Origin of the sequence: Georgenia sunbinii (assembly GCF_036421875.1) — a bacterium.
Taxonomy (GTDB): Bacteria; Actinomycetota; Actinomycetes; order Actinomycetales; family Actinomycetaceae; genus Georgenia_B; species Georgenia_B sunbinii.
Genome location: NZ_JAZGOL010000003.1, coordinates 571,064 through 592,138, shown reverse-complemented (window position 1 = coordinate 592,138; position 21,075 = coordinate 571,064). Strand labels below are relative to the sequence as shown.

Here is a 21,075-nt window from a genome sequence, read left to right as displayed (position 1 = left end):
GCTGTCCATCGGGCGGACGCCAGATGGACCCTGGGCTGTGACCTCCGTTACGCTGAGGTCGGTCACGTGCCTGCGTGACGCTGCGTTGAGGGAGACGGCTGATGTCGGAGCGTGACGGGACGTCGAACGACGCCCTGCCGTACCCGTTCCCAGCCTCCCGGTGGCGACGTGCCGTGGTCGCCGCCTCCTCGGTCGGGCTGATCGCGGCAATGGCCCTCTCCGGCGGCGCGGCCGTCACGCCGTCGCCCCACAAGGGCGGCCAGGGGGCATTCGTCACCGCTGACCTCACGCTGGAGGCCGATGCGACGGCTGCTGCCGCGGCGGTCAGCGCCAGCGGCGCCCACGGGTTGGGGTCCGGGGTCGCACTCGTCTCGCGAAGTGTCGCCACGACGAAGACGGCGTCCAGCAACCCGTTCGAGCAGGAGGCAGCCGACGAGTCACCGGTGTGCGTCTCGTTCCCGGTCGCCCCGGGCAGCTACCGGCTGACCTCGCCGTACGGCTACCGGATCCACCCGATCTTCGGCACGTACACGATGCACACCGGCACCGACTTCGCCGCGCCCCTCGGCACGCCGATCCACTCCGTGGCCGACGGCACCGTCGTCTACACCGGCGCCGGCCGGCTGGGCCGGTCCAGCGAGCTCGTCATTGTCGAGCACGAGGTCGAGGGCACCACCTTCTTCAGCTGGTACGTGCACATGTACCGCGACGGCGTGTTCGTCGAGCCGGGTCAGGACGTCAAGGCGGGCGAGGTCATCGCCGAGGTCGGGAACAACGGCAACTCCACGGGTCCGCACCTGCACTTCGAGATCCACACCTCTGACGCCGGCCTCGGTCTCGGCCTGCAGAAGACGCGCCCGGCGACGACGACCACGTCGCTGCTGACCTCGATGACGCCGTCGGCGACCGAGACGCCTAGCGACGACGAGACACCGGGTGACGACGAGACGCCGGGTGACGATGAGACGCCCGGCGATGACGAGACACCTGGTGACGACGAGACACCTGGTGATGACGAGACACCCGGTGACGGCGAGACGCCTGGCGACGGCGAGACACCGGGCGACGGCGAGACGCCTGGCGACGGCGAGACACCGGGTGACGGCGAGACGCCCGGTGACGGCGAGACACCTGGCGACGGCGAGACGCCGGGCGACGGCGAGACACCTGGCGACGGCGAGACACCGGGTGACGGCGAGACGCCTGGTGACGGCGAGACGCCCGGTGACGGCGAGACGCCCACCCCCGGCGAGACCCCCGACCCCACCGAGCCGCCGACCGAGACGCCCTCACCGACGGAGTCCCCGACGCCCAGCCCGAGCGAGACGCCCAGCGCCGAGGCGAGCGAGACGCCCACGGACGAGGAGGACGAGGAGGAGCCGGGCGAGAGCCACAGCCCCTTCCCGACCCGCGCCTACGGCACGACGGTCGAGCCGGTGGCCTTCCTCGCCTCGCTCGGCCTGACGATGGTCGCGCCGTCGAGCTGCTTCAGCCCCCGGGCCGGATGACGCCCAGCACCTCGACGCCGCCCGGTCGGCGGTCCGTGCCGATCGCCATGGCACACCGCGGTGGCGGGCTCGAGGTCCCGGAGAACTCCCGGACGGCCCTCGAGCACACCGTCGCGCTGGGCTACCAGTACCTCGAGACCGACCTCCACCGCACCGTCGACGACGTCGTCGTCCTGCTGCACGACGACACCCTCGACCGCACGACCGATGGGCGGGGCCCGCTCGGAGCGCTGCGCTGGGACCAGGCCGCGCTGCTGCGCGACCGCTCCGGCGGCCGGTTGGTACGGCTCGACGAGGCGCTGCGGGACTTCCCGTCGCTGCTGCTGAACATCGACCTCAAGGAGGACGCCGTCGTCGGCCCGACGATGCGCGTGCTCGCGGAGCACGAGGCGCTCGACCGGGTCGTCTTCTCCTCGTTCTCCGACGCCCGCCTGCGTTCGGTACGCCGACTCACCGGCGGACGGGCCCGTACGAGCATGGGCCCCGACGAGATCCGACGGCTCGTCGTCGCCGCCGCGCTGCCGGCACGGCTCGGTGCCGCGACGGCCCGCGCGATCGGCGTGCCGCACCCGGGACGCACCGATGGTCAGCGCGCCCACTGCGTCCAGGTACCCGTCGAGCACCGCGGGGTCCCCGTGGTCACCCCCGGCTTCGTCGCCGTGGCGCACGCGCTGGGGCTCGACGTTCACGTGTGGACCATCGACGACCGGGCCGAGATGACGCGGCTCCTCGACCTCGGCGTCGACGGGCTGGTCACCGACCGCCCGACGCTGCTGCGCGACGTGCTGCGCGAGCGCGGCCAGTGGCCTGCAGGTCCGGCCGGAACCGCCGGCTGACGCCTCCCGTCGCGGCGCCACGCGTGTCCGGCATTCTTGCCCGCGATGTGAAGGGCGGTGGCACACTGTGGCTATGACGGTCCGATCGATGGCGCGCGACCCTCGCACGCGGCGTACCCTGGCGCAGCTCACCGACGCGATGGACGAGCTGCTGCGCACCCAGTCGCTGGCCGACATCAACGTCTCGGAGCTGTGCCGGCTCGCCGGTGTGCACCGGACCACGTTCTACAAGCACTTCTCCTCGGTGACCGTCTTCACGGCTGACTTCTACTCCTCGCTCCTCGACGACATCGCCGTGGTGAGCGAGGAGCAGCTGCCCGAGGGGCGAGTGGCGATGGCTACCGCCTACCGCGACGCTCTCGTCGCGCTCCTCGACCACATCGCCGAGAACCGCTTGCGCTACCGCCGGATGTTCGCCGCTGACGGCGACCACTTCTTCCAGCGGGTCGTCATCGATGCGTTGTCGGCGCGCGCCGAGCAGGCGCACCGGCTCCTCGTCGATCGAGGCGCCGTCATCGACCTCGACGCGCCGACCGCGGCCCGGATGGTCGGCGCTGCCTGCGCGGCGGCGCTGGGGGAGTGGTCGGCCCAGGAGGAGACGGACTCAGCCACCCGCGCCGACCAGGTGATGGCGGCGTTGCCGTCCTGGTGGCCTCACGCATAAGTACCCCCGACTGGATTCGAACCAGCGACCTTCTGCTCCGGAGGCAGACGCTCTATCCACTGAGCTACAGGGGCCAATCCCCCGAACTTCCGGGGGAACGACGCCAGCCGATGATATCAGGACGGGCGGGTGATCCTGACATCGGGTGCGTGACGCTGGTCACCGCAGGCGCCTGGTACCGCTCCTGCCGAGCGACAACGCCGGTGCGACGTCCTAGGGTAGACGCCGCACCGCCGAACTCAGCCGCGCCCGCGCGGGGACGGCACGGGACGCAGGAGGAGACACCATGAGGCAGCAGCCGCCGACCGACCCGACCGACCCGGCCAACGAGGCCGGCTCCCCGGACGACGCCCCGGGCTCGAGCACCCCCGACCTGGCCGCCGACGAGACGCAGGCGTTCGACCAGTCCCCGTACGACGTGCCGGAGGCGCCGACCGAAGAGGTTCCGGCGGGCTACGCCGGGTCCTACGGCCAGGCGCCGGACCCCGGCCGCACCATCTACTCCCAGACCACGTCCGCCGATCCGGCCGATGACGACGAGCCTGCGCCCGGCCGCCGCAAGTGGCTGGTGCCGGTGATCGTCCTGGTCATCCTGCTCATTGCGGCCGGTGTGGCTGCGGTCCTGCTGCTCGGCGGCGACGACGACGAGCCGGCACCGGCTCCCACGGCGACAGAGACGGCCAGCGAGGAGCCGACGTCGGAGGAACCGACGTCGGAGGAGCCCTCGTCCGAGGAGCCCACGTCGGAGGAGCCGACGTCGGAGGAGCCGACCGAGGAGCCGCCCGCCGGCGAGCTGCTCGAGGACCTCGATGACACGGTGAGCGTCGGTGACGTGACCTTCACGCTCAACAGCGACGGCTGGGTGCCCTCGGAGGCCGTGCTGGAGGATGGCGCGCTCGAGGCCTACGACGGGCTGTTCGGCAACGGCGACGACGAGGAGATCGAGATGCTCGCCACGCTGTGGGCGGACAACGACGCGGCGGACGGCTTCGCGCAGACGGTCGTCGACGGCCTCGACGGTGCCGAGCAGGTCGAGACCGGGGACACCTACACCAACGGCGACGGCACGTACTGGGCGTTCCTCCTCGAGGATGGCCGCGGCAGCTACGTGTGGACCACCGACCGTGGCCACGCCTTCCAGGTGACCGGCAGCACCGACTACGTCGGGCAGTTCTTCTCCAACTTCCCGCTGTGAGCAGCCGGCCCACCCGATGAGGTGGGCCACCGGTGAGCGGTGAGTTCGGCCCGGTCGGGTGCTCGCACTACGCTGGCACGCGTGACTCCGACCGAACTCGCCGCGCTCATCCGCTCCTGCCTCCTCGAGGCCGTCGACGCCGGGGACATCGCGATGCCCCCGGACGCCATCGGTGAGGTCAAGGTGGAGCGCCCACGCTCGCGGGAGCACGGCGACTGGGCCACGAACGTGGCGATGCAGCTCGCCAAGCCGGCCGGCACCAACCCTCGTGCGCTGGCCGAGATCCTCGCCGCGCGCCTCTCCCAGCAGCCGGGGATCGCCGCCGTCGACATCGCCGGCCCGGGTTTCCTCAACGTCCGGCTGGACACCGCGGCTGCCGGTGAGCTGGCCCGCACCATCGTCGACACCGGGGCCGGGTACGGGCGCAGCGGCGCCCGCTCGGGAACCCGGGTCAACCTCGAGTTCGTCTCCGCCAACCCCACCGGCCCGATCCACATCGGCGGCGTGCGGTGGGCCGCCGTCGGCGACGCGCTCGCCCGGATCCTGCAGGCGACCGGCGCGGAGGTCGTGCGCGAGTACTACTTCAACGACCACGGCGCGCAGATCGACCGGTTCGCCCGCTCGCTGCTCGCCCGCGCCCGGTTCCTGGACGCCCCCGAGGACGGCTACGGCGGGCAGTACATTAGCGACATCGCCGCGGCGGTCGTCGAGGACGCGGCCGCCGACGGTGACCCCGACCCCCGTACGCTGCCCGACGCCGAGGCCCAGGAGGTCTTCCGCGCCCGTGGCGTCGCGCGGATGTTCGGTGAGATCAGGACGGCGCTGGACGACTTCGGCGTCGAGTTCGACGTCTACTTCCATGAGGACTCCCTGCACGCCTCCGGCGCCGTCGAGCGTGCCGTCGAGCGGCTGCGGCAGGGAGGACACGTCTACGACGCCGACGGCGCGACCTGGCTGCGGACCACCGAGTTCGGTGACGACAAGGACCGCGTCGTCATCAAGTCCGACGGCGAGGCGGCCTACATCGCCGGCGACATCGCCTACTACCTGGACAAGCGCGAGCGCGGCTTCGACGAGGTCATCATCATGCTCGGCGCCGACCACCACGGGTACATCGGCCGGATGATGGCGGTGTGCGCCGCGTTCGGCGACACCCCCGGAGTCAACCTGCAGATCCTCATCGGCCAGCTGGTCAACCTGCTGAAGAACGGTGAGCCGCTGCGGATGTCCAAGCGTGCCGGCAACGTGCTCACCATCGACGATCTCGTCGGGGCGGTGGGGGTGGACGCCGCCCGTTACGCGCTCACCCGGTCGTCGAGCGACTCGATGCTCGACATCGACCTCGACCTGCTCGTCCAGAACTCGAACGACAACCCGGTCTTCTACGTCCAGTACGCGCACGCACGCACCCGCAACGTCGCCCGCAACGCCGGCAGCCACGAGGTGCGCCGGGAGGACGCGTTCGACCCCGCGACGCTCGACCACCCGGCCGACGGTGCGCTGCTCGCGGTGCTCGCCCAGCTGCCCACCGTCGTCGAGCAGGCGGCCGAGATGCGAGAGCCGCACCGGGTCGCGCGCTACCTCGAGCACGTCGCCGCGACCTACCACAAGTGGTACGACCAGTGCCGAGTCACACCCCGTGGCGACGAGCCGGTCACCGATGCCCACCGCACCCGGCTGTGGCTCAACGACGCCACCACCCAGGTGCTCGCCACCGGGCTCGACATGATCGGCGTCAGCGCCCCGGAGCGGATGTGAGTCGGCCGGCAGCCGCCCCGGAGCCGACCCCGGGAGACCCGCGCACGCCGTGGTCATCCTCGGTGCGGCGCACCGGGGACGGCGCGCTCGAGGCCGGCGGGCTCGACCTGCGGCAGGTTGCCGAGGAGTTCGGCACCCCGGTGTTCGTGCTCGACGAGGACGACGTGCGAGCCCGGGCACGGGCCTTCGTGGCCGCCTTCGAGGAAGCCTTCGCGCCACTCGCCGGCGCGGACGTCTACTACGCCAGCAAGGCGTTCTCCTCGGTGGCGCTGCTGCGCTGGGTCCGCGACGAGGGCATGCGGGTCGACGTCTCCACCGGCGGTGAGCTCGCGGCCGCCCTCCGCGCACAGGTGCCCGGCGGAGACCTCGCGCTGCACGGCAACAACAAGTCCGACGACGAGCTCGAGCGCGCGCTGCGTGCCGGGGTCGGCCGCGTCGTGGTCGACTCCCTCGAGGAGATCGACCGGCTCGCCGGCATCGCCGGCCGGCTCGGGCTGCCCGCCCCGGTGATGGTCCGGGTGACCACCGGTGTCCACGCCGGCGGCCACGACTTCATCGCCACCGCGCACGAGGACCAGAAGTTCGGCCTCTCGCTGGCCAGCGGCGCCGCGCGCGCCGCCGTCGACGCCGTCCTCGCCCGGCCCGAGCTCACCCTGCTGGGCCTCCATTCCCACATCGGCTCCCAGATCCTCGACCTCGCCGGCTTCGAGGTCGCCGCCCGGGCGCTGCTGACGCTGCGTCGCGACGTCGCGGTCGACCACGGCCAGGACATGCCCGAGCTCGACCTCGGTGGTGGCTACGGCATCTCCTACACCGGGACCGACACCCCGCCGGAGCCGGCGGCGATCGCCACCATGCTCGCCACCGTCGTGCGCGCCACCTGCGAGGAGCTGGGCACCACCGCGCCACGGATCTCGGTGGAGCCCGGCCGCGCCGTCGTCGGGCCGGCCGCGCTCACGCTGTACCGGGTCGGCACCGTCAAGCCGGTCGTCCTCGAGGACGGCGGCAGCCGGCTGTACGTCTCCGTCGACGGCGGGATGAGCGACAACATCCGGCCGGCGCTCTACGGCGCCGACTACACCGCGGCGCTCGCCGGCCGCCGGAGCGTGGCGTCGACCGTTCCCGCACGCGTCGTCGGCAAGCACTGCGAGAGCGGTGACATCGTGGTCCACGACGTCGCGCTGCCCGGTGACATCCGCCGGGGTGACCTCCTCGCGGTGCCGGCCACCGGCGCCTACGGCCGGTCGATGGCGTCGAACTACAACCACGTCCCGCGGCCGGGCGTGCTCGCCGTCACCGCCGGCAGCGCCCGGTTCATCGTCCGCCCGGAGACCGAGGACGACGTCCTCGGCCTCGACGTCGGCTGATGACGCCACCCGGTGGGTGGACGCCCGGCGAGGCATCGCCGGGCACGCGCCTATCCTGGCGCCAGACCACGAGCGGAAGGAAGTCGATGACGCAGGAGCTCCAGACGGTGCGTGTTGCCGTCCTTGGGTGCGGCACCGTGGGGACCGAGGTCGTCCGCCTGCTGCACGAACAGGCCGACGACCTCGGCCCGCGCACCCGCGCACGCATCGAGCTCGTCGGCATCGCGGTGCGCGACGTCGACGCGCCGCGCGACCCGGTGGTGCCGGGAGAGCTGCTCACCACCGACGCCGAGGGCCTGGTGCGTCGCAGCGACCTCGTCGTCGAGCTCATCGGCGGCATCGAGCCGGCCCGGACGCTCGTGCTCGCCGCCATCGCGGCCGGCGCGAGCGTCGTCACCGCCAACAAGGCGCTGCTCGCCGCGCACGGCCCGGAGATCTACGGCGCCGCCGAGGAGCGGGGCGTGGACGTCTATTACGAGGCCGCCGTCGCCGGTGCCGTCCCGGTGGTCCGCGGGGTGCGCGAGGCGCTTGCCGGGGACCGGGTCGACCGGGTGCTCGGCATCGTCAACGGCACGACGAACTTCATCCTCGACGAGATGACCACCCGCGGGGTGGGCTTCGGCGAGGCGCTGGCGGACGCCCAGGCACTGGGCTACGCAGAGGCCGACCCGACCGCCGACATCGACGGCCACGACGCCGCCGCCAAGATCGCGATCCTCGCGTCGCTGGCCTTCCACACCCGGGTGAGCATCGACGACGTGCCCGTCGAGGGCATCCGCTACGTCACCGCCGGTGACGTCGCCGCCGCCGCGGACAGCAACCACGTGATCAAGCTGCTCGCGATCGCCGAGCGGCGCCAGCACGACGACGGCGAGGGCATCACGGTGCGGGTCCACCCGACACTGCTGCCCCTCGACCACCCGCTGGCCACGGTGCACGGCGCGTTCAACGCCGTCGTCGTCGACGCCGCGGCCGCCGGCCGGCTGATGTTCTACGGCCAGGGCGCCGGCGGGGCCCCCACGGCCTCCGCGGTGCTCGGCGACATGGTCGCGGCCATCCGCAACCGGGTGGACGGCGGACTGGGCCCGGCGGAGTCGCGGTACGCGGACCTGCCGGTGCTCGGCAGCGCCGCGGTGACGACGCAGTTCCAGCTCCGGCTCGAGGTCGACGACGTCCCGGGCGTGCTCGCGAGCATCGCCGGGGCCTTCGGCGAGCACGGCGTGTCGATCCAGACCGTGGCCCAGACGTCGACGCCGTCGCCGGGGGGCGCCGAGCTCGTCGTCGTCACCCACCGCGGCAACGAAGCAGCACTGGCGGCCACGGCCGACTCCGTGGCACGTATTCCGGCGGTCAAGCGTGTGCTGGCCGTCACGAGGGTGGAGGACGAGTAATGGCGCACCACTGGCGCGGCATCATCACCGAGTACGCCGACCGGCTGCCGGTCGGCGACGGCGACCCGGTCGTCACGCTGGGGGAGGGCGGGACCCCTCTCGTCGAGGCACCGGCGCTGAGCAGCCGGGTCGGCGCCCGGGTCTACGTCAAGGTCGAGGGGGCCAACCCCACGGGCTCGTTCAAGGACCGTGGCATGACGATGGCGATGTCGAAGGTCGCCGCGACCGACACCGAGATGGTGGTGTGCGCCTCGACCGGGAACACCTCGGCGTCCGCGGCGGCCTACGCCGCCCACGCCGGCCTCGGCTGCGCCGTCGTGCTGCCCGCCGGGAAGATCGCCGCCGGCAAGCTCGCCCAGGCGATCGTCCACGGGGCCACGCTGCTCGCCGTCGACGGCAACTTCGATGACTGCCTGACCATCGTGCGCGGCCTCGCCGAGCGGTACCCGGTCGCGCTGGTGAACTCGGTCAACCCGTTCCGGCTCCAGGGCCAGAAGACGGCCGCCTTCGAGGTCGTCGACGCGCTCGGCGACGCCCCGGACATCCACGTGCTGCCGGTGGGCAACGCCGGGAACATCTCCGCCTACTGGATGGGCTACAAGGAGTACGCCACCGCGGCGCCGGGGCTGGCGGCCGTGGCCACCCGTACCCCGCAGATGTGGGGCGTGCAGGCCGACGGTGCGGCGCCGCTCGTCAAGGGCGCGCCCGTGGAGAACCCGGAGACCGTCGCGACCGCCATCCGGATCGGCAACCCGGCCTCGTGGGACCTCGCCATCGCGGCCCGCGACGAGTCCGGCGGCTGGATCGACGCGGTGAGCGACGCCCAGATCCTCGACGCCCAGGCACTGCTGGCCCGCGAGGTCGGCGTGTTCGTCGAGCCGGCGTCCGCGGCGAGCGTCGCGGGGCTGCTCCAGGCCGCCGAGCGCGGGGCGGTCCCCGCCGGCGCCACCATCGTGTGCACCGTCACCGGCAACGGTCTCAAGGACACCGCCACCGCGCTCGGGGCGACCTCGGTCGAGCCCGAGGTGATCCCGGCGGACCTCGCCACCGCCGCCCGCGCCCTCGGGCTGGACTGAGGTGGCTCGCCTCGCCCGGGACCACGTCGCGGTGACCGTGCCGGCCACCAGTGCCAACCTCGGGCCCGGCTTCGACGCCCTCGGCCTGGCCCTCGACATCACCGACCGCATCGAGGTGCGGGCCACCACCGGTGCCACCCGGGTGACCGTCACCGGCAGCGGGGCCGGCACCCTGCCCGACGGCGAGGACCACCTGGTGGTGCGTGCCATCCGCATCGGGCTCGACCACGTCGGGGCACCGCAGGCAGGGCTCGAGCTCAGCTGCCGCAACCGCATCCCGCACGGGCGAGGGCTCGGGTCCTCGGCCGCCGCGGTGGTCGCCGGCCTCGTCGCGGCCCGGGGACTGGTCGACGAGCCCGAGGCGCTCGACGACCGTGCGGTGCTCGCGCTGGCGACCGAGATCGAGGGCCACCCCGACAACGCCGCTCCCGCGCTCCACGGCGGTGCGACCGTCGCGTGGACCGGCGCCGACGGCCCGGCCGCCGCTTCCATCGACGTCGGCACGTTCATCCAGCCGACGGTGCTCGTGCCGCCCGGTGCGTTGCTCACCCACGAGGCCCGCTCGGTGCTGCCGCACCGGGTCAGCCACGCCGACGCGGCGTTCAACGCGGGCCGGGCCGCGCTGCTCGTCGTCGCCCTCGGCCGCCGGCCCGACCTGCTGCTCGCGGCCACCGAGGACCGGATCCACCAGCGTCAGCGAGCCGCCGTCATGGCCGAGTCGCTCCAGGTGGTCGACACGATGCGCGAGCTCGGGCTGCCGGCGGTGGTGTCCGGCGCCGGCCCCAGCGTGCTGGTGCTCACCCGTACGAGCGAGGCCCAGGTGGCGACCTTCGTCCGTCACGGCTGGCAGGTGCACGTCCCGACGGTGGCGACGCACGGGGCCCAGATCGTCGCTCCTGCCTGACCGGCCGCGGCACGTGCGAGCATGCTGCTACAGTGGCTGGTGCTTCGGTGCCAGCGGGATCCTCTCGATTCGACGTCGTGCTGAAGCGCCTCCCCGATCCCGTGCCGTGTCTTCGGTCGCGGCAGCGCGGACATCCTCGCCCCGGCGCCCCTGCGCCGGGTTCACCCGGTCTGTGGACCGACTCCCGAGGGAAGGAACCTCGTGACAGAACAGCTTGATGCCACCGTGGCCCGCGATGGGGCGAGCACCGGTTCGCTGAGCGCGCTGCGCCTCCCCGAGCTCCAGGCGATGGCCTCACAGCTCGGTCTCAAGGGCACCGGCCGGCTTCGCAAGAGTGACCTCGTCACCGCCATCCGCGAGGCTCGTGCCGGTGGCCCCGCAGCGGCGCAGCCGCCGGGCACGACGCCGCCGGCCGAGCGGCCGCGGGCGAAGAAGTCGCCGAGCGCCGCCCCCACGACGGCCGCCGACGCCCCGGCACCGGCCGTGGTCGACGAGCCCACGTCGACGCCGTCGTCGGACGCGTCGGCGTCAGACGCGTCGTCGTCGGACACGGCACCCGCCGGGAACGGCGGCCGCCCGAGGCGACGCCGGGTGTCGGCAGCCGCCGGCAGCCCCGACACCGCCGGACGGGCGTCGGCGATCGACGACGCCGCCGAGCCGGTCGCCGTCGCCGAGCCGGCTGCCGCCCCCGAGCGTGCCCCCCGGCGCGAGCAACGCGACCAGTCCGAGCAGCGTGAGCAGCCGGAGCGCCGCGAGCGCGCGCCGAGGCGTGACCAGGCTGAGCAGCGTGGTCAGGCTGAGCAGCGTGGTCAGGCTGAGCAGCGCCGCCAGACCGAGCAGCGTGACCAGCCCGAGCAGGGTGGTCAGGCTGAGCAGCGCGAGCAGCCGGAGCGACGGGAGCGCGCGCTGCGGTCCCTCGACGCCATCGAGCTGCCGGCCCCGCGGGACGAGGTCGAGGCCGAGCAGGCCGCCCGCCGCGACGGCCGCCAGCAGCAGTCCTCGCAGTCCTCGCAGTCCTCGCAGCCCAACCAGGACCAGGCCGGCGGCCGCGACGCCGACGAGCGTGCACGGGGCCGTCGCCGCAGCCGCGACCGCAACCGTAAGCGCCGCGGCACCGGCGAGTTCTCCGGCTACGAGGTGCCGGAGGTCAGCGAGGACGACGTCCTGCTGCCCGTCGCCGGAATTCTCGACGTCCTCGAGAGCTACGCCTTCGTCCGTACCAGCGGCTACCTCCCGGGGCCGAACGACGTCTACGTCTCGCTCAACCAGGTCCGCAAGTACGGCCTGCGCCGCGGTGACGCCGTCAGCGGTGCGGTCCGCCAGCCGCAGGAGGGCGAGTCTCAGCAGCAGCAGCGCCAGAAGTTCAACGCGCTGGTGCGCCTGGACACCGTCAACGGAGCACCCGTCGACGGGATGCGGCAGCGCCCGGAGTTCGCCAAGCTCACCCCGCTCTACCCGCAGGAGCACCTGCGGCTGGAGACGGCTGCCTCGGCCACGGCCGCCCGGGTCATCGACCTCGTCGCGCCCATCGGCAAGGGGCAGCGCGGCCTGATCGTCGCGCCGCCCAAGGCGGGCAAGACGATCATCATGCAGCAGATCGCCAACGCCATCTCGACGAACAACCCCGAGGTCCACCTCATGGTCGTACTCGTCGACGAGCGGCCGGAGGAGGTCACCGACATGGAGCGCACGGTCAAGGGTGAGGTCATCGCCTCCACCTTCGACCGGCCGGCCACCGACCACACCATCGTCGCGGAGCTCGCCATCGAGCGTGCCAAGCGTCTGGTCGAGCTCGGGCAGGACGTCGTCGTGCTCCTCGACTCCATCACCCGGTTGTCGCGGGCCTACAACCTCGCCGCGCCGGCGTCGGGCCGGATCCTCTCCGGCGGGGTGGACGCCTCCGCGCTCTACCCGCCCAAGCGGTTCTTCGGTGCGGCCCGCAACATCGAGGACGGCGGCTCGCTGACGATCTTGGCCTCCGCGCTGGTGGAGACCGGCTCGAAGATGGACGAGGTCATCTTCGAGGAGTTCAAGGGCACCGGGAACATGGAGCTGCGGCTGTCCCGCTCGCTCGCGGACAAGCGGATCTTCCCGGCGGTGGACATCAATGCCTCCGGTACCCGCCGCGAGGAGTGGTTGCTGTCCGCCGAGGAGCTGAAGATCATGTGGAAGCTCCGCCGAGTGATGGCGGCGCTCGACCAGCAGCAGGCGATCGAGCTGCTCATGGGCAAGCTGCGCGACACGAGCTCGAACGCCGAGTTCCTGCTCACCGTGCAGAAGACGACGCCCGGCATGGGCAGCGACTGATCTCACGGCCGGGAGTGGGGAGCGTCACTGCCCCTCGTGACCGGGAAGATTTTCCGGCAGCGCGTGGTTCTGCCAAGATGGACCGTCGGCTCGCCGGTTCACGGGCGTGGTCATCACGTCCGACCCGGCGGCACAGCACCCCAAGGAGACAGCATGAAGCAGGGAATTCACCCCGAGTACGTGGCCACCACGGTCACCTGTACCTGTGGAAACACCTTCGAGACCCGGTCGACCGTCACCAGCGGCGAGATGCACGCTGACGTGTGCAGCGCCTGCCACCCGTTCTACACGGGCAAGCAGAAGATCCTCGACACCGGTGGCCGCGTGGCGCGCTTCGAGCAGCGTTACGGCAAGCGGGCCGCGAGCAAGTAGCGACCTTCACAGCGCCGGCGGGACCGGGCCGACACCAGTGTCAGGTCCAGGTCTCGCCGGCGTTGTTGCATCCCGGCCCGGTGGACCGGTGCGACGGTGGTTCCGGACGGACTGACATGACAGGGAGAAGCGGTCGCCATGACTGAGGACTTCGGTGCGGTCGAGCCGTTGCTCGCCGAGCACGCGCAGCTCGAGGAGGAGCTCGCCGACCCTGCCATCCACGCCGACGCCGGCCGTGCCAAGCGGCTCGGGCGGCGCTACGCCGAGCTGTCCCGGATCGTGGCGGCGTTCGCTGCCTGGCGCCGCGCCAGCGACGACGCCGAGGCGGCGGCCGAGCTGGCGGAGGTCGACCAGTCCTTCGCCGACGAGCTGCCGCAGCTGCGCGAGGTGGTCCAGACTGCCGCCGACGAGCTGCGTGAGGTTCTCGTGCCGCGCGACCCGGACGACGCGCGCGACGTCATCCTGGAGATCAAGGCGGGGGAGGGCGGCGAGGAGTCGGCGCTGTTCGCCGGCGACCTGCTGCGGATGTACCTGCGCTACGCAGAGCGGCAGGGCTGGAGCACCCAGCTGCTCGACGCCACCGCGTCCGACCTCGGCGGCTACAAGGACGTCTCCGTCGCGGTGAAGTCCCGCGGCGCGTTGCAGGACCCGGCCGACGGCGTCTGGGCCAACCTCAAGTACGAGGGCGGGGTCCATCGGGTCCAGCGGGTGCCGGTGACCGAGTCCCAGGGGCGGATCCACACCTCGGCAGCCGGGGTGCTCGTGCTGCCAGAGGTCGACGATCCCGGTGAGATCGAGATCGACGCCAACGACCTGCGGATCGACGTCTACCGGTCCTCCGGGCCCGGCGGTCAGAGCGTCAACACCACCGACTCAGCGGTCCGTATCACCCACGAGCCCACCGGGATCGTGGTGTCGATGCAGAACGAGAAGTCCCAGCTGCAGAACCGGGAGCAGGCGATGCGGGTGCTGCGTGCGAGGTTGCTCGCCGCCCGCCAGGAGGAGGCCCAGGCGGCCGCCTCGGCGTCCCGCCGGCTGCAGGTGCGCACCGTGGACCGCTCCGAGCGGATCCGTACCTACAACTATCCGGAGAACCGGATCGCCGACCACCGCACCGGGTTCAAGGCCTACAACCTCGACCACGTCCTCGACGGTGACCTCGCCGCGCTCATTGCCTCCGCCGTCGAGCTCGACGCCGCGGACCGGCTCGCCGCGGCCGCCGACCAGAATGCCTGACCCCTCGGTCCGCCACCCCAGCGCGGACAACCCCGCTGTCGCGGACAACCCCGCTGTCGCGGACAACCCCGCTGTCGCGGACAACCCCGCTGTCGGCGATGGGGCAGGGGCCGGGGCGGGGGTGGGGGTGTCGTGGCGGGGGGTGGTCCGGGGGGCGGGCGACCTCCTTGCCGAGGCGGGGGTGCCGTCACCGCAGCACGACGCACGGCTCCTCGCCGAGCACCTCCTCGGCCGGCACCTCGTGACGGCCGGTCGGCCGACACCGACGCAGATCGCCGGCTACGCCGAGCTCGTCGAGCGCCGACGGCGGCGGGAGCCGCTGCAGCACATCACCGGCGAGATGTTCTTCCGGCACCTGCGCCTGCGGGCCACCCCCGGCGCGTTCATCGTCCGCCCGGAGACCGAGCTCGTCGCCGAGGAGGCCATCGTCGCCGCCCGGCGCACCACGGCGCCGCGCGTGGTCGACCTGTGCACCGGCTCCGGGGCGATCGCGCTCGCGGTGGCGACCGAGGTCCCCGGCTCCCGGGTGTGGGCGGTGGAGCTGAGCGAGGAGGCCGCCGCCGTCGCTGCCGCCAACGTCGCCGACCATGCGCCCGCGGTCACGCTCGTGCTCGGTGATGCGGGGACCGCGCTGCCGGAGCTCGACGGCACCGTCGACGTCGTCGTTGCCAACCCCCCGTACATCCCGCCGGGGGCGGTGCCACGCGAGGCCGAGGTTCGCGACCATGACCCGCAGCTCGCGCTCTACGGCGGCGGCAGCGACGGCCTCGAGGTGCCACGCGCCGTCGTCGCCACCGCCGCCCGCCTGCTCGTTCCCGGGGGCACGTTCGTCATGGAGCACGCCGAGGTGCAGGCCGCCGAGGCGCGCGAGATGTGCCTCGCGACGGGTGCCTTCGAGGACGTCCGGACGGCGCGCGACCTCACCGGCCGGGACCGGATGGTCCTCGCCCGGCGCGTCGCACCGCCAAGATGAGCCGCCACGCCACCCACCCCAGCGCGACGCCGACGACGTCGGCGAGGACGTCCCACGGGTCGCCGGAGCGGCCCGCCAGCACCAGGTGCTGCAGCAGCTCGCTGACGACCGCGTGGCCCAGCAGCACCGGCAGTACGATGCGCGCGGGTATCTCGGCCCACAGCGCGGCGGTGACGACGAGCGCGAACACCACGACGTGGCCGACCTTGTCCGCGCCCGGCAGGCCGGCGACGTCGGTCGCCGGTACCCGCGGCGCGTACAGCACGGCAAGATGGACGACGACGGAGGCGACGAGAACGGCGCCACGGGTGATGGACCGCATGGCAGACGAGCATGTCACCCACCGGGGGTGGCGCGTGGGAGGATCCGATACGTGAGCGTGTACGACTGCACCAGTGACGACACCCGTGACCAGGGGCTCGACGAGGCGGCCACGGCGCTGTCCCACGGCGACCTCGTCGTGCTGCCGACCGACACCGTCTACGGCGTCGCGGCCGGCGCCTTCGACCCCGAAGCGGTCGCGGCGCTGCTCGCTGCCAAGGGCCGCGGCCGTCACCAGCCGCCGCCGGTGCTGGTGGCCTCCTCGGCGACGTTGCCCGGACTGGCGACCGACCTTCCCGACGTCGTCCACCGGCTCATCGAGGCGTTCTGGCCCGGGCCGCTGACGATCATCTGCCGCGCGCAGCCGACGCTCGCCTGGGACCTCGGTGATACCGGTGGCACGGTCGCGCTGCGGATGCCGGACGAGGAGACCGCGCTGGCGCTGCTCGCGCGCACCGGGCCGCTGGCCGTCTCCAGCGCCAACCGCAACGGCCGGCCGGCCGCCACCACCGTGCTCGAGGCGGCCACCGCGCTCGGCGACGCCGTCTCGGTCTACCTCGACGGCGGGCCCACCTCGGGCTCGGTGCCGTCGACCATCATCGACGCGACCGGAGAGGTGCTGCGGATCGTGCGCGAGGGAGCGCTGAGCCTGGCGCAGCTGGCCGAGGTCGCTCCCGAGCTGGCGCCGACCGAGGACGACGAGACCGCAGCCGACGCGCCCGACGAGACCGCGGCCGACGCGCCCGACGAGACCGCGGCCGACGCGCCCGACGAGACCGCGGCTGACGCCGCCGTGCCGGAGAGTGGCTCCGCCGCCGAGCCATCGGCCCACCCCGACCTGCCAGGGCAGGGCGGTGCCGACGACCGGTGAGGGTCTATCTGCTCGTCATGCTCGTCGCAGCCACGGTGACGTTCGTCGCGACCCCGCTGGCGCTCTTCCTCGCTCGGGTGAGCAATGCGCTCACCCCGGTCCGCAGCCGTGACGTGCACACCGTCCCCACCCCACGGCTCGGCGGGGTCGCGATGCTCGCCGGCTTCGCCGTCGCGCTGCTCGTCGCGTCCCGCGTGCCCTTCCTCGACGGCGTGTTCAGCTCCGCACAGCCGTGGGCGATCCTCGGCGGCGCCGCCCTCGTGTGCCTGCTCGGCGTCGCGGACGATATCTGGGACCTCGACTGGATGACCAAGCTCGCCGGCCAGATCCTCGCCGCGGTGCTCATTGCCTGGCAGGGCGTCCAGCTCATCACCTTCCCCGTCTTCGGGCTGACGATCGGCTCCGCGCGGCTCTCCCTCGTCGCCACCGTGCTCGTCGTCGTCGTCGCGATCAACGCGGTGAACTTCGTCGACGGCCTCGACGGTCTGGCCGCGGGCATGATCGGCATCGGCGGGCTGGCGTTCTTCGCCTACACCTACCTGCTGACGCGGACCGCGACACCGGGGGACTACTCGAGCCTCGCCGCGGTGATGATGGCTGCCGTCGTCGGTGCCTGTATCGGCTTCCTGCCGCACAACTTTCATCCGGCGCGGATCTTCATGGGTGACTCCGGCTCGATGTTCCTCGGCCTCACCGTGGCGGCCGCGGCGATCACGGTGACCGGCCAGATCGACCCGGCCACCTTCTCCGCCGGGCAGGTGCTGCCCGCGTTCCTGCCGATCCTGCTGCCGGTCGCCGTCCTCATCCTGCCGCTGCTCGACATGACGCTGGCCGTCTTCCGGCGGCTGCGTGCCGGGCAGTCCCCGTTCAAGCCGGACCGGATGCACCTGCACCACCGGCTGCTGGCGTGGGGGCACAGCCACCGCCGCGCGGTGCTCGTCATGTACCTGTGGACCGCCGTCATCGCCTTCAGTGCTGCGGCGCTGGCGGTCGCCGAGGCCCGCGTCGTGCTGCCGGTCGCCGCCGGCGGCGTCGTCATCGCCCTGCTCATCACCGTCGTCCACCCCGCGCGGCGCCGCCGCCGACAGGAGAACCCCGCATGACCATCGACTCGCCACTGCGTGCCATGTTCACCACCGTGCTGCGGCACCTCGTGGTCCTCCTCGTCGTCCTCGGCGTCGGCGGGGGGCTGGTGGGCTACCTCTCCGCGGGCATGCCGGGGCTGTGGGGCGGGCTCATGGGTACCGGGATCGTCGCGTTCTTCGCGCTCACCACGACCGTGGTCATGCGGCTGACGGCCGACCGGCCGCTGCACGTCGCCAGCGCCGCGTTCGTCGGCAGCTGGCTGCTGAAGATCATCATCGTGTTCGTCGTGCTGGTGGTCGTGCGCGACCGTGACTTCTACGACCCGCTCGTGTTCTTCATCACACTGGCGCTGGCGATCATGGGGTCGCTGGCGATCGAGATGAGTGCCGCGCTGCACGCGCGGGTGCCGCACGTGGACCCGTCGCAGGCGCGGCCGCCGGGCCAGGACCCGCAAGACTGAGAGCATCGCGCCACCCCAGCGCCCGACGACGCGTGCCCGCGTGGTCACGGCGCGAGGCCGTCGGGCTCTCGGTGAGCGGTCGACGGAGCCTGCGGGCACACCACCGGTGTCGGCGGTGGTGGGGACTTGGGCCCGCCATACGTTAGGCTTGGTGCCGATCCTGACATTGCGGTCCGTCGGAGCCAGCAAGTGAAATCCGTCGAGATCCTGACTACTCATCCTGGGGGTTCGTCCTGTCTGCCGTCGCGACCCTCCTCCCCCTGGCTGCCGGTGCTAGCACCGCCACCGCCGAGGGCGAGGGGTTCCACGCTCCGACCCTCGGAGAGTTCTTCCCGCCCGCGATCCTGTTCGAAGGCACGGTCTTCGAGTTCAACCGGATCATGCTGGTGCGGGTCATCGCCACGCTCGTCCTGGTGACCGTCTTCTGGCTGGCCGCCCGTCGCGCCAAGCTCGTCCCCGGTCGTTTCCAGGGCGCTGCCGAGATGGCGCTGGACGTCGTCCGGGTGCAGATCAGTGAGGAGGTGCTCGGCAAGGAGAGCGGCCGCCGTGCCACTCCCGTGCTGACCGTGATCTTCTTCGGGGTGTTCGCGATGAACATCACCGGCGTCATCCCGGGCCTCAACATCGCCGGCTCGTCGGTCATCGGCATCCCGCTGCTGTTCGCGCTCATCGCCTACGTCGCGTTCATCGCGGCCGGGGTCCGTTCGCAGGGCGTCGGCGGGTACCTGAAGGCCTCGCTGTTCCCCCCGGGCGTGCCGAAGGTGCTCTACATCATCCTGACGCCGATCGAGTTCCTCTCGACCTTCATCCTGCGCCCGGCCACGCTGACCATCCGTCTGCTGGCGAACATGGTCGCCGGCCACCTGCTGCTCGTGCTGGCCTTCGGGGCGACGCACTACCTCTTCCTCGAGGCGTCCGGCGCCATGAAGGGCCTGGGCGTCATCACCCTGGTCGGCGGCGTCGCCTTCACCTTCTTCGAGATCTTCATCGCGGTCCTGCAGGCCTACGTCTTCACCCTGCTGACCGCGGTGTACATCCAGCTCTCGGAGGAAGCGCACTGACCTGATCGCGGTGCGGTCGCACAACGCGGCCGCCCCACCCCCTGAACGTGCCGGGCAAGTAGCCCGGGACCCCAACGGAAGGAACCCCCTTGGAGATCACCGGCAACATCGCCACCATCGGATACGGCCTGGCCACCATCGGCCCGGGTATCGGCATGGGCATCCTCGTGGCCAAGACGCAGGAGGCGACGGCACGCCAGCCTGAGATCGCCGGTCCCCTGCGGATCAACATGTTCATCGGTATGGCCCTCGTCGAGGCGCTCGGGCTCATCGGTCTGGCCGCCGGCTTCGTCTTCTGATGATCCCCACGGCCCTCGTCCACGCGGCCGGGGACAACCATGTCCTCATCCCCGCGGTTTACGACATCATCTGGTCGGCGGTGAGCATCGCCGTCGTCGCGCTCGTCTTCGTCAAGTTCGTCATCCCGGCCTTCACCAAGGTCCTCGACGAGCGGACCGAGAAGATCGAGGGTGGCCTCAAGGCGGGCGAGACGGCCCGCGCCGAGGCCGCGACCCTGCGCGGCGAGATCGAGCGCGAGCTCACCGACGCCCGGGTCGAGGCGTCGCGCGTGCGCGAGCAGGCCCAGGAGGACGGCAAGGCGATCATCGCCGAGAAGCGGGGCCAGGCTCAGGCCGAGGCCGCGCGGGTGCTCGAGAGCGCCCACCGGCAGATCGAGGCCGACCGCCAGCAGGCCTCCGCCTCGCTGCGTCGGGACGTCGGATCGCTGGCGACCACGCTGGCCGAGCGCATCGTGGGCGAGTCTCTCGCCGACGACGAGCGTCGTGGTCGGGTCATCGACCGCTTCCTCGACGAGCTCGACGCCCAGACCCCGGTGGTCGGTGCGGTCTCCGAGGTGACGGAGGCGTGATGCGAGCGAGCAGCCAGGCGGCGTTGACCGCCGCGAGCGAGCGCTTCGAGCCTGTCCTGCGGGACGCCGGTGCGCGTGCCGAGGAGTTCGGCACGCAGCTGTACGGCCTCGCGGACACGCTGCGTGGCTCTGGCTCGCTGCGTCGGGCGCTGTCCGACCCCTCCCGGGACGGCGAGGCCAAGGCCCGCCTCATCGGGTCCCTCCTCGAGGGCAAGGTGGCGGCCGAGGTCCTCGACCTCGTGTCCGGCATGGTGCGGTCGCGCTGGTCCCAGGAGAGCGACCTCGCGACGGCGGTGGAGGAGCTGGGCACGACCTCGATCCTCGCGGCCGCCCAGTCGCAGGGCACGCTGCTGCAGGTGGAGGAGGAGCTGTTCCGCACCGAGCGGCTGCTCGCCTCGAGCCGAGACCTTCGGGCGGCGCTTGCCGACACCGAGGCGAGCGCTGAGCGGCGTATCGCCCTGATCGGGTCGCTCATCGGCAGCCGCGCGCTGCCGGCGACCCAGCTGCTCGTCAACCGCCAGGTGAGCTCGCCGCACCGCGGCACCCTCGGCAGCGCACTACGGAGCATCGGCGAGATCGCTGCCCGACGCCGCGAGCAGCGCGTCGCCACGGTCACCGCGGCGTCGCCGCTGAGCCAGGCGCAGGAGGCGCGACTGGCTCAGATCCTCGGCCGCAGCTACGGCGGCGAGGTCCACGTCAACGTGGCGATCGACCCCCGGGTCGTCGGGGGGCTGCGGGTGCAGATCGGTGACGAGATCATCGACGCCACCATGCTGTCCCGCCTGCAGGACGCCCGACGCCGGTTCTCCGGCTGAGCCTCA

Annotated in this window: 21 protein-coding genes and 1 tRNA gene; 20 read left to right on the top strand and 2 right to left on the bottom strand. The window is 72.4% G+C overall.

What is annotated here, in order from left to right; translation table 11 throughout:
• The first annotated feature begins 101 nt into the window (after positions 1 to 101).
• From V2J52_RS10580 to V2J52_RS10570, 3 genes are all read left to right on the top strand, one after another.
• Positions 102 to 1,508: a peptidoglycan DD-metalloendopeptidase family protein gene (locus V2J52_RS10580; protein ID WP_331227648.1), complete on the top strand. Its 1,407-nt coding sequence runs from the start codon at positions 102 to 104 to the stop codon at positions 1,506 to 1,508.
• Positions 1,509 to 1,555: 47 nt separating this feature from the next.
• The gene (locus V2J52_RS10575) at positions 1,556 to 2,344 is read left to right on the top strand and encodes a glycerophosphodiester phosphodiesterase family protein (protein ID WP_331227647.1); all 789 of its coding nucleotides are present in this window, start codon (positions 1,556 to 1,558) and stop codon (positions 2,342 to 2,344) included.
• Positions 2,345 to 2,417: 73 nt separating this feature from the next.
• The gene (locus V2J52_RS10570; protein WP_331227646.1) at positions 2,418 to 3,008 is read left to right on the top strand and encodes a TetR/AcrR family transcriptional regulator; all 591 of its coding nucleotides are present in this window, start codon (positions 2,418 to 2,420) and stop codon (positions 3,006 to 3,008) included.
• Position 3,009: 1 nt separating this feature from the next.
• On the opposite strand, the gene V2J52_RS10565 is transcribed toward V2J52_RS10570, so the two are convergent.
• Positions 3,010 to 3,082: transfer RNA gene (locus V2J52_RS10565), tRNA-Arg, on the bottom strand.
• 212 nt (positions 3,083 to 3,294) lie between these two features.
• On the opposite strand from V2J52_RS10565, the gene V2J52_RS10560 reads away from it, so the two are divergent.
• The 10 genes from V2J52_RS10560 to prmC all read left to right on the top strand — a co-directional run bounded on the left by V2J52_RS10560 (position 3,295) and on the right by prmC (position 15,587).
• The gene (locus tag V2J52_RS10560) at positions 3,295 to 4,203 is read left to right on the top strand and encodes a flagellar basal body-associated FliL family protein (RefSeq protein WP_331227645.1); all 909 of its coding nucleotides are present in this window, start codon (positions 3,295 to 3,297) and stop codon (positions 4,201 to 4,203) included.
• An 81-nt stretch (positions 4,204 to 4,284) separates the two neighbouring features.
• The gene (gene argS / locus V2J52_RS10555; RefSeq protein WP_331227644.1) at positions 4,285 to 5,961 is read left to right on the top strand and encodes an arginine--tRNA ligase; all 1,677 of its coding nucleotides are present in this window, start codon (positions 4,285 to 4,287) and stop codon (positions 5,959 to 5,961) included.
• Complete coding sequence (gene lysA / locus V2J52_RS10550; RefSeq protein ID WP_331227643.1) at positions 5,958 to 7,328, top strand: diaminopimelate decarboxylase; 1,371 nt, start codon at positions 5,958 to 5,960, stop codon at positions 7,326 to 7,328. The genes argS and lysA overlap by 4 nt, the downstream gene beginning before the upstream one ends.
• Positions 7,329 to 7,414: 86 nt before the next feature.
• Positions 7,415 to 8,719 carry a homoserine dehydrogenase gene (locus tag V2J52_RS10545; RefSeq protein WP_331227642.1) on the top strand — a complete coding sequence of 435 codons (1,305 nt, stop codon included), beginning with the start codon at positions 7,415 to 7,417 and terminating at the stop codon, positions 8,717 to 8,719.
• Positions 8,719 to 9,795, top strand: a complete 1,077-nt coding sequence (gene thrC / locus V2J52_RS10540) for a threonine synthase (protein ID WP_331227641.1) — start codon at positions 8,719 to 8,721, stop codon at positions 9,793 to 9,795. The genes V2J52_RS10545 and thrC overlap by 1 nt, the downstream gene beginning before the upstream one ends.
• Position 9,796: 1 nt before the next feature.
• Positions 9,797 to 10,699: a homoserine kinase gene (thrB, locus tag V2J52_RS10535; RefSeq protein WP_331227640.1), complete on the top strand. Its 903-nt coding sequence runs from the start codon at positions 9,797 to 9,799 to the stop codon at positions 10,697 to 10,699.
• A 201-nt stretch (positions 10,700 to 10,900) separates the two neighbouring features.
• Positions 10,901 to 13,006 (top strand): transcription termination factor Rho, encoded by a 2,106-nt coding sequence (rho, locus tag V2J52_RS10530; RefSeq protein ID WP_331227639.1) that lies wholly within the window; start codon positions 10,901 to 10,903, stop codon positions 13,004 to 13,006.
• Between the two features lie 153 nt (positions 13,007 to 13,159).
• Positions 13,160 to 13,378 carry a 50S ribosomal protein L31 gene (rpmE, locus tag V2J52_RS10525; RefSeq protein WP_331227638.1) on the top strand — a complete coding sequence of 73 codons (219 nt, stop codon included), beginning with the start codon at positions 13,160 to 13,162 and terminating at the stop codon, positions 13,376 to 13,378.
• A 138-nt stretch (positions 13,379 to 13,516) separates the two neighbouring features.
• Positions 13,517 to 14,614 (top strand): peptide chain release factor 1, encoded by a 1,098-nt coding sequence (prfA, locus tag V2J52_RS10520; RefSeq protein WP_331227637.1) that lies wholly within the window; start codon positions 13,517 to 13,519, stop codon positions 14,612 to 14,614.
• Positions 14,607 to 15,587, top strand: a complete 981-nt coding sequence (gene prmC, locus V2J52_RS10515) for a peptide chain release factor N(5)-glutamine methyltransferase (RefSeq protein WP_331227636.1) — start codon at positions 14,607 to 14,609, stop codon at positions 15,585 to 15,587. The genes prfA and prmC overlap by 8 nt, the downstream gene beginning before the upstream one ends.
• On the opposite strand, the gene V2J52_RS10510 is transcribed toward prmC, so the two are convergent.
• Positions 15,535 to 15,909 carry a VanZ family protein gene (locus tag V2J52_RS10510; protein WP_331227635.1) on the bottom strand — a complete coding sequence of 125 codons (375 nt, stop codon included), beginning with the start codon at positions 15,907 to 15,909 and terminating at the stop codon, positions 15,535 to 15,537. The genes prmC and V2J52_RS10510 overlap by 53 nt on opposite strands.
• Positions 15,910 to 15,960: 51 nt before the next feature.
• Between V2J52_RS10510 and V2J52_RS10505 the strand changes: the two genes are divergently transcribed.
• The 7 genes from V2J52_RS10505 to V2J52_RS10475 all read left to right on the top strand — a co-directional run bounded on the left by V2J52_RS10505 (position 15,961) and on the right by V2J52_RS10475 (position 21,069).
• Positions 15,961 to 16,779 (top strand): L-threonylcarbamoyladenylate synthase, encoded by an 819-nt coding sequence (locus V2J52_RS10505; RefSeq protein WP_331227634.1) that lies wholly within the window; start codon positions 15,961 to 15,963, stop codon positions 16,777 to 16,779.
• Positions 16,776 to 17,882, top strand: coding sequence for an MraY family glycosyltransferase (locus V2J52_RS10500; RefSeq protein WP_331227633.1), 1,107 nt, complete (start codon positions 16,776 to 16,778; stop codon positions 17,880 to 17,882). The genes V2J52_RS10505 and V2J52_RS10500 overlap by 4 nt, the downstream gene beginning before the upstream one ends.
• A complete protein-coding gene (locus V2J52_RS10495; protein WP_331227632.1) occupies positions 17,879 to 18,325 on the top strand; it encodes a Cg1360 family ATP-synthase-associated protein in 447 nt (148 codons plus the stop codon). Before V2J52_RS10500 ends, V2J52_RS10495 begins: the two co-directional genes overlap by 4 nt.
• Before the next feature lie 194 nt (positions 18,326 to 18,519).
• The gene (atpB, locus tag V2J52_RS10490) at positions 18,520 to 19,386 is read left to right on the top strand and encodes a F0F1 ATP synthase subunit A (RefSeq protein WP_434056418.1); all 867 of its coding nucleotides are present in this window, start codon (positions 18,520 to 18,522) and stop codon (positions 19,384 to 19,386) included.
• 95 nt (positions 19,387 to 19,481) lie between these two features.
• Positions 19,482 to 19,685 (top strand): ATP synthase F0 subunit C, encoded by a 204-nt coding sequence (gene atpE, locus V2J52_RS10485; protein WP_491062088.1) that lies wholly within the window; start codon positions 19,482 to 19,484, stop codon positions 19,683 to 19,685.
• Positions 19,685 to 20,254 (top strand): F0F1 ATP synthase subunit B, encoded by a 570-nt coding sequence (locus V2J52_RS10480; RefSeq protein WP_331227630.1) that lies wholly within the window; start codon positions 19,685 to 19,687, stop codon positions 20,252 to 20,254. The genes atpE and V2J52_RS10480 overlap by 1 nt, the downstream gene beginning before the upstream one ends.
• On the top strand, positions 20,254 to 21,069 hold the full coding sequence (locus V2J52_RS10475) for a F0F1 ATP synthase subunit delta (protein ID WP_331227629.1): 816 nt from the start codon (positions 20,254 to 20,256) through the stop codon (positions 21,067 to 21,069). Before V2J52_RS10480 ends, V2J52_RS10475 begins: the two co-directional genes overlap by 1 nt.
• Positions 21,070 to 21,075: the final 6 nt, after the last annotated feature.

Excerpts from the sequence above, each read along its gene's own strand:
- V2J52_RS10560 (WP_331227645.1), top strand. The coding sequence starts at position 3,295 with ATGAGGCAGCAGCCGCCGACCGACCCGACCGACCCGGCCAACGAGGCC.
- V2J52_RS10475 (WP_331227629.1), top strand. The coding sequence starts at position 20,254 with ATGCGAGCGAGCAGCCAGGCGGCGTTGACCGCCGCGAGCGAGCGCTTC.
- prmC (WP_331227636.1), top strand. The coding sequence starts at position 14,607 with ATGCCTGACCCCTCGGTCCGCCACCCCAGCGCGGACAACCCCGCTGTC.
- V2J52_RS10545 (WP_331227642.1), top strand. The coding sequence starts at position 7,415 with ATGACGCAGGAGCTCCAGACGGTGCGTGTTGCCGTCCTTGGGTGCGGC.
- rpmE (WP_331227638.1), top strand. The coding sequence starts at position 13,160 with ATGAAGCAGGGAATTCACCCCGAGTACGTGGCCACCACGGTCACCTGT.
- V2J52_RS10575 (WP_331227647.1), top strand. The coding sequence starts at position 1,556 with ATGGCACACCGCGGTGGCGGGCTCGAGGTCCCGGAGAACTCCCGGACG.
- V2J52_RS10580 (WP_331227648.1), top strand. The coding sequence starts at position 102 with ATGTCGGAGCGTGACGGGACGTCGAACGACGCCCTGCCGTACCCGTTC.
- V2J52_RS10570 (WP_331227646.1), top strand. The coding sequence starts at position 2,418 with ATGACGGTCCGATCGATGGCGCGCGACCCTCGCACGCGGCGTACCCTG.
- prfA (WP_331227637.1), top strand. The coding sequence starts at position 13,517 with ATGACTGAGGACTTCGGTGCGGTCGAGCCGTTGCTCGCCGAGCACGCG.
- V2J52_RS10480 (WP_331227630.1), top strand. The coding sequence starts at position 19,685 with ATGATCCCCACGGCCCTCGTCCACGCGGCCGGGGACAACCATGTCCTC.
- V2J52_RS10510 (WP_331227635.1), bottom strand. The coding sequence starts at position 15,909 with ATGCGGTCCATCACCCGTGGCGCCGTTCTCGTCGCCTCCGTCGTCGTC.
- thrC (WP_331227641.1), top strand. The coding sequence starts at position 8,719 with ATGGCGCACCACTGGCGCGGCATCATCACCGAGTACGCCGACCGGCTG.
- V2J52_RS10495 (WP_331227632.1), top strand. The coding sequence starts at position 17,879 with ATGACCATCGACTCGCCACTGCGTGCCATGTTCACCACCGTGCTGCGG.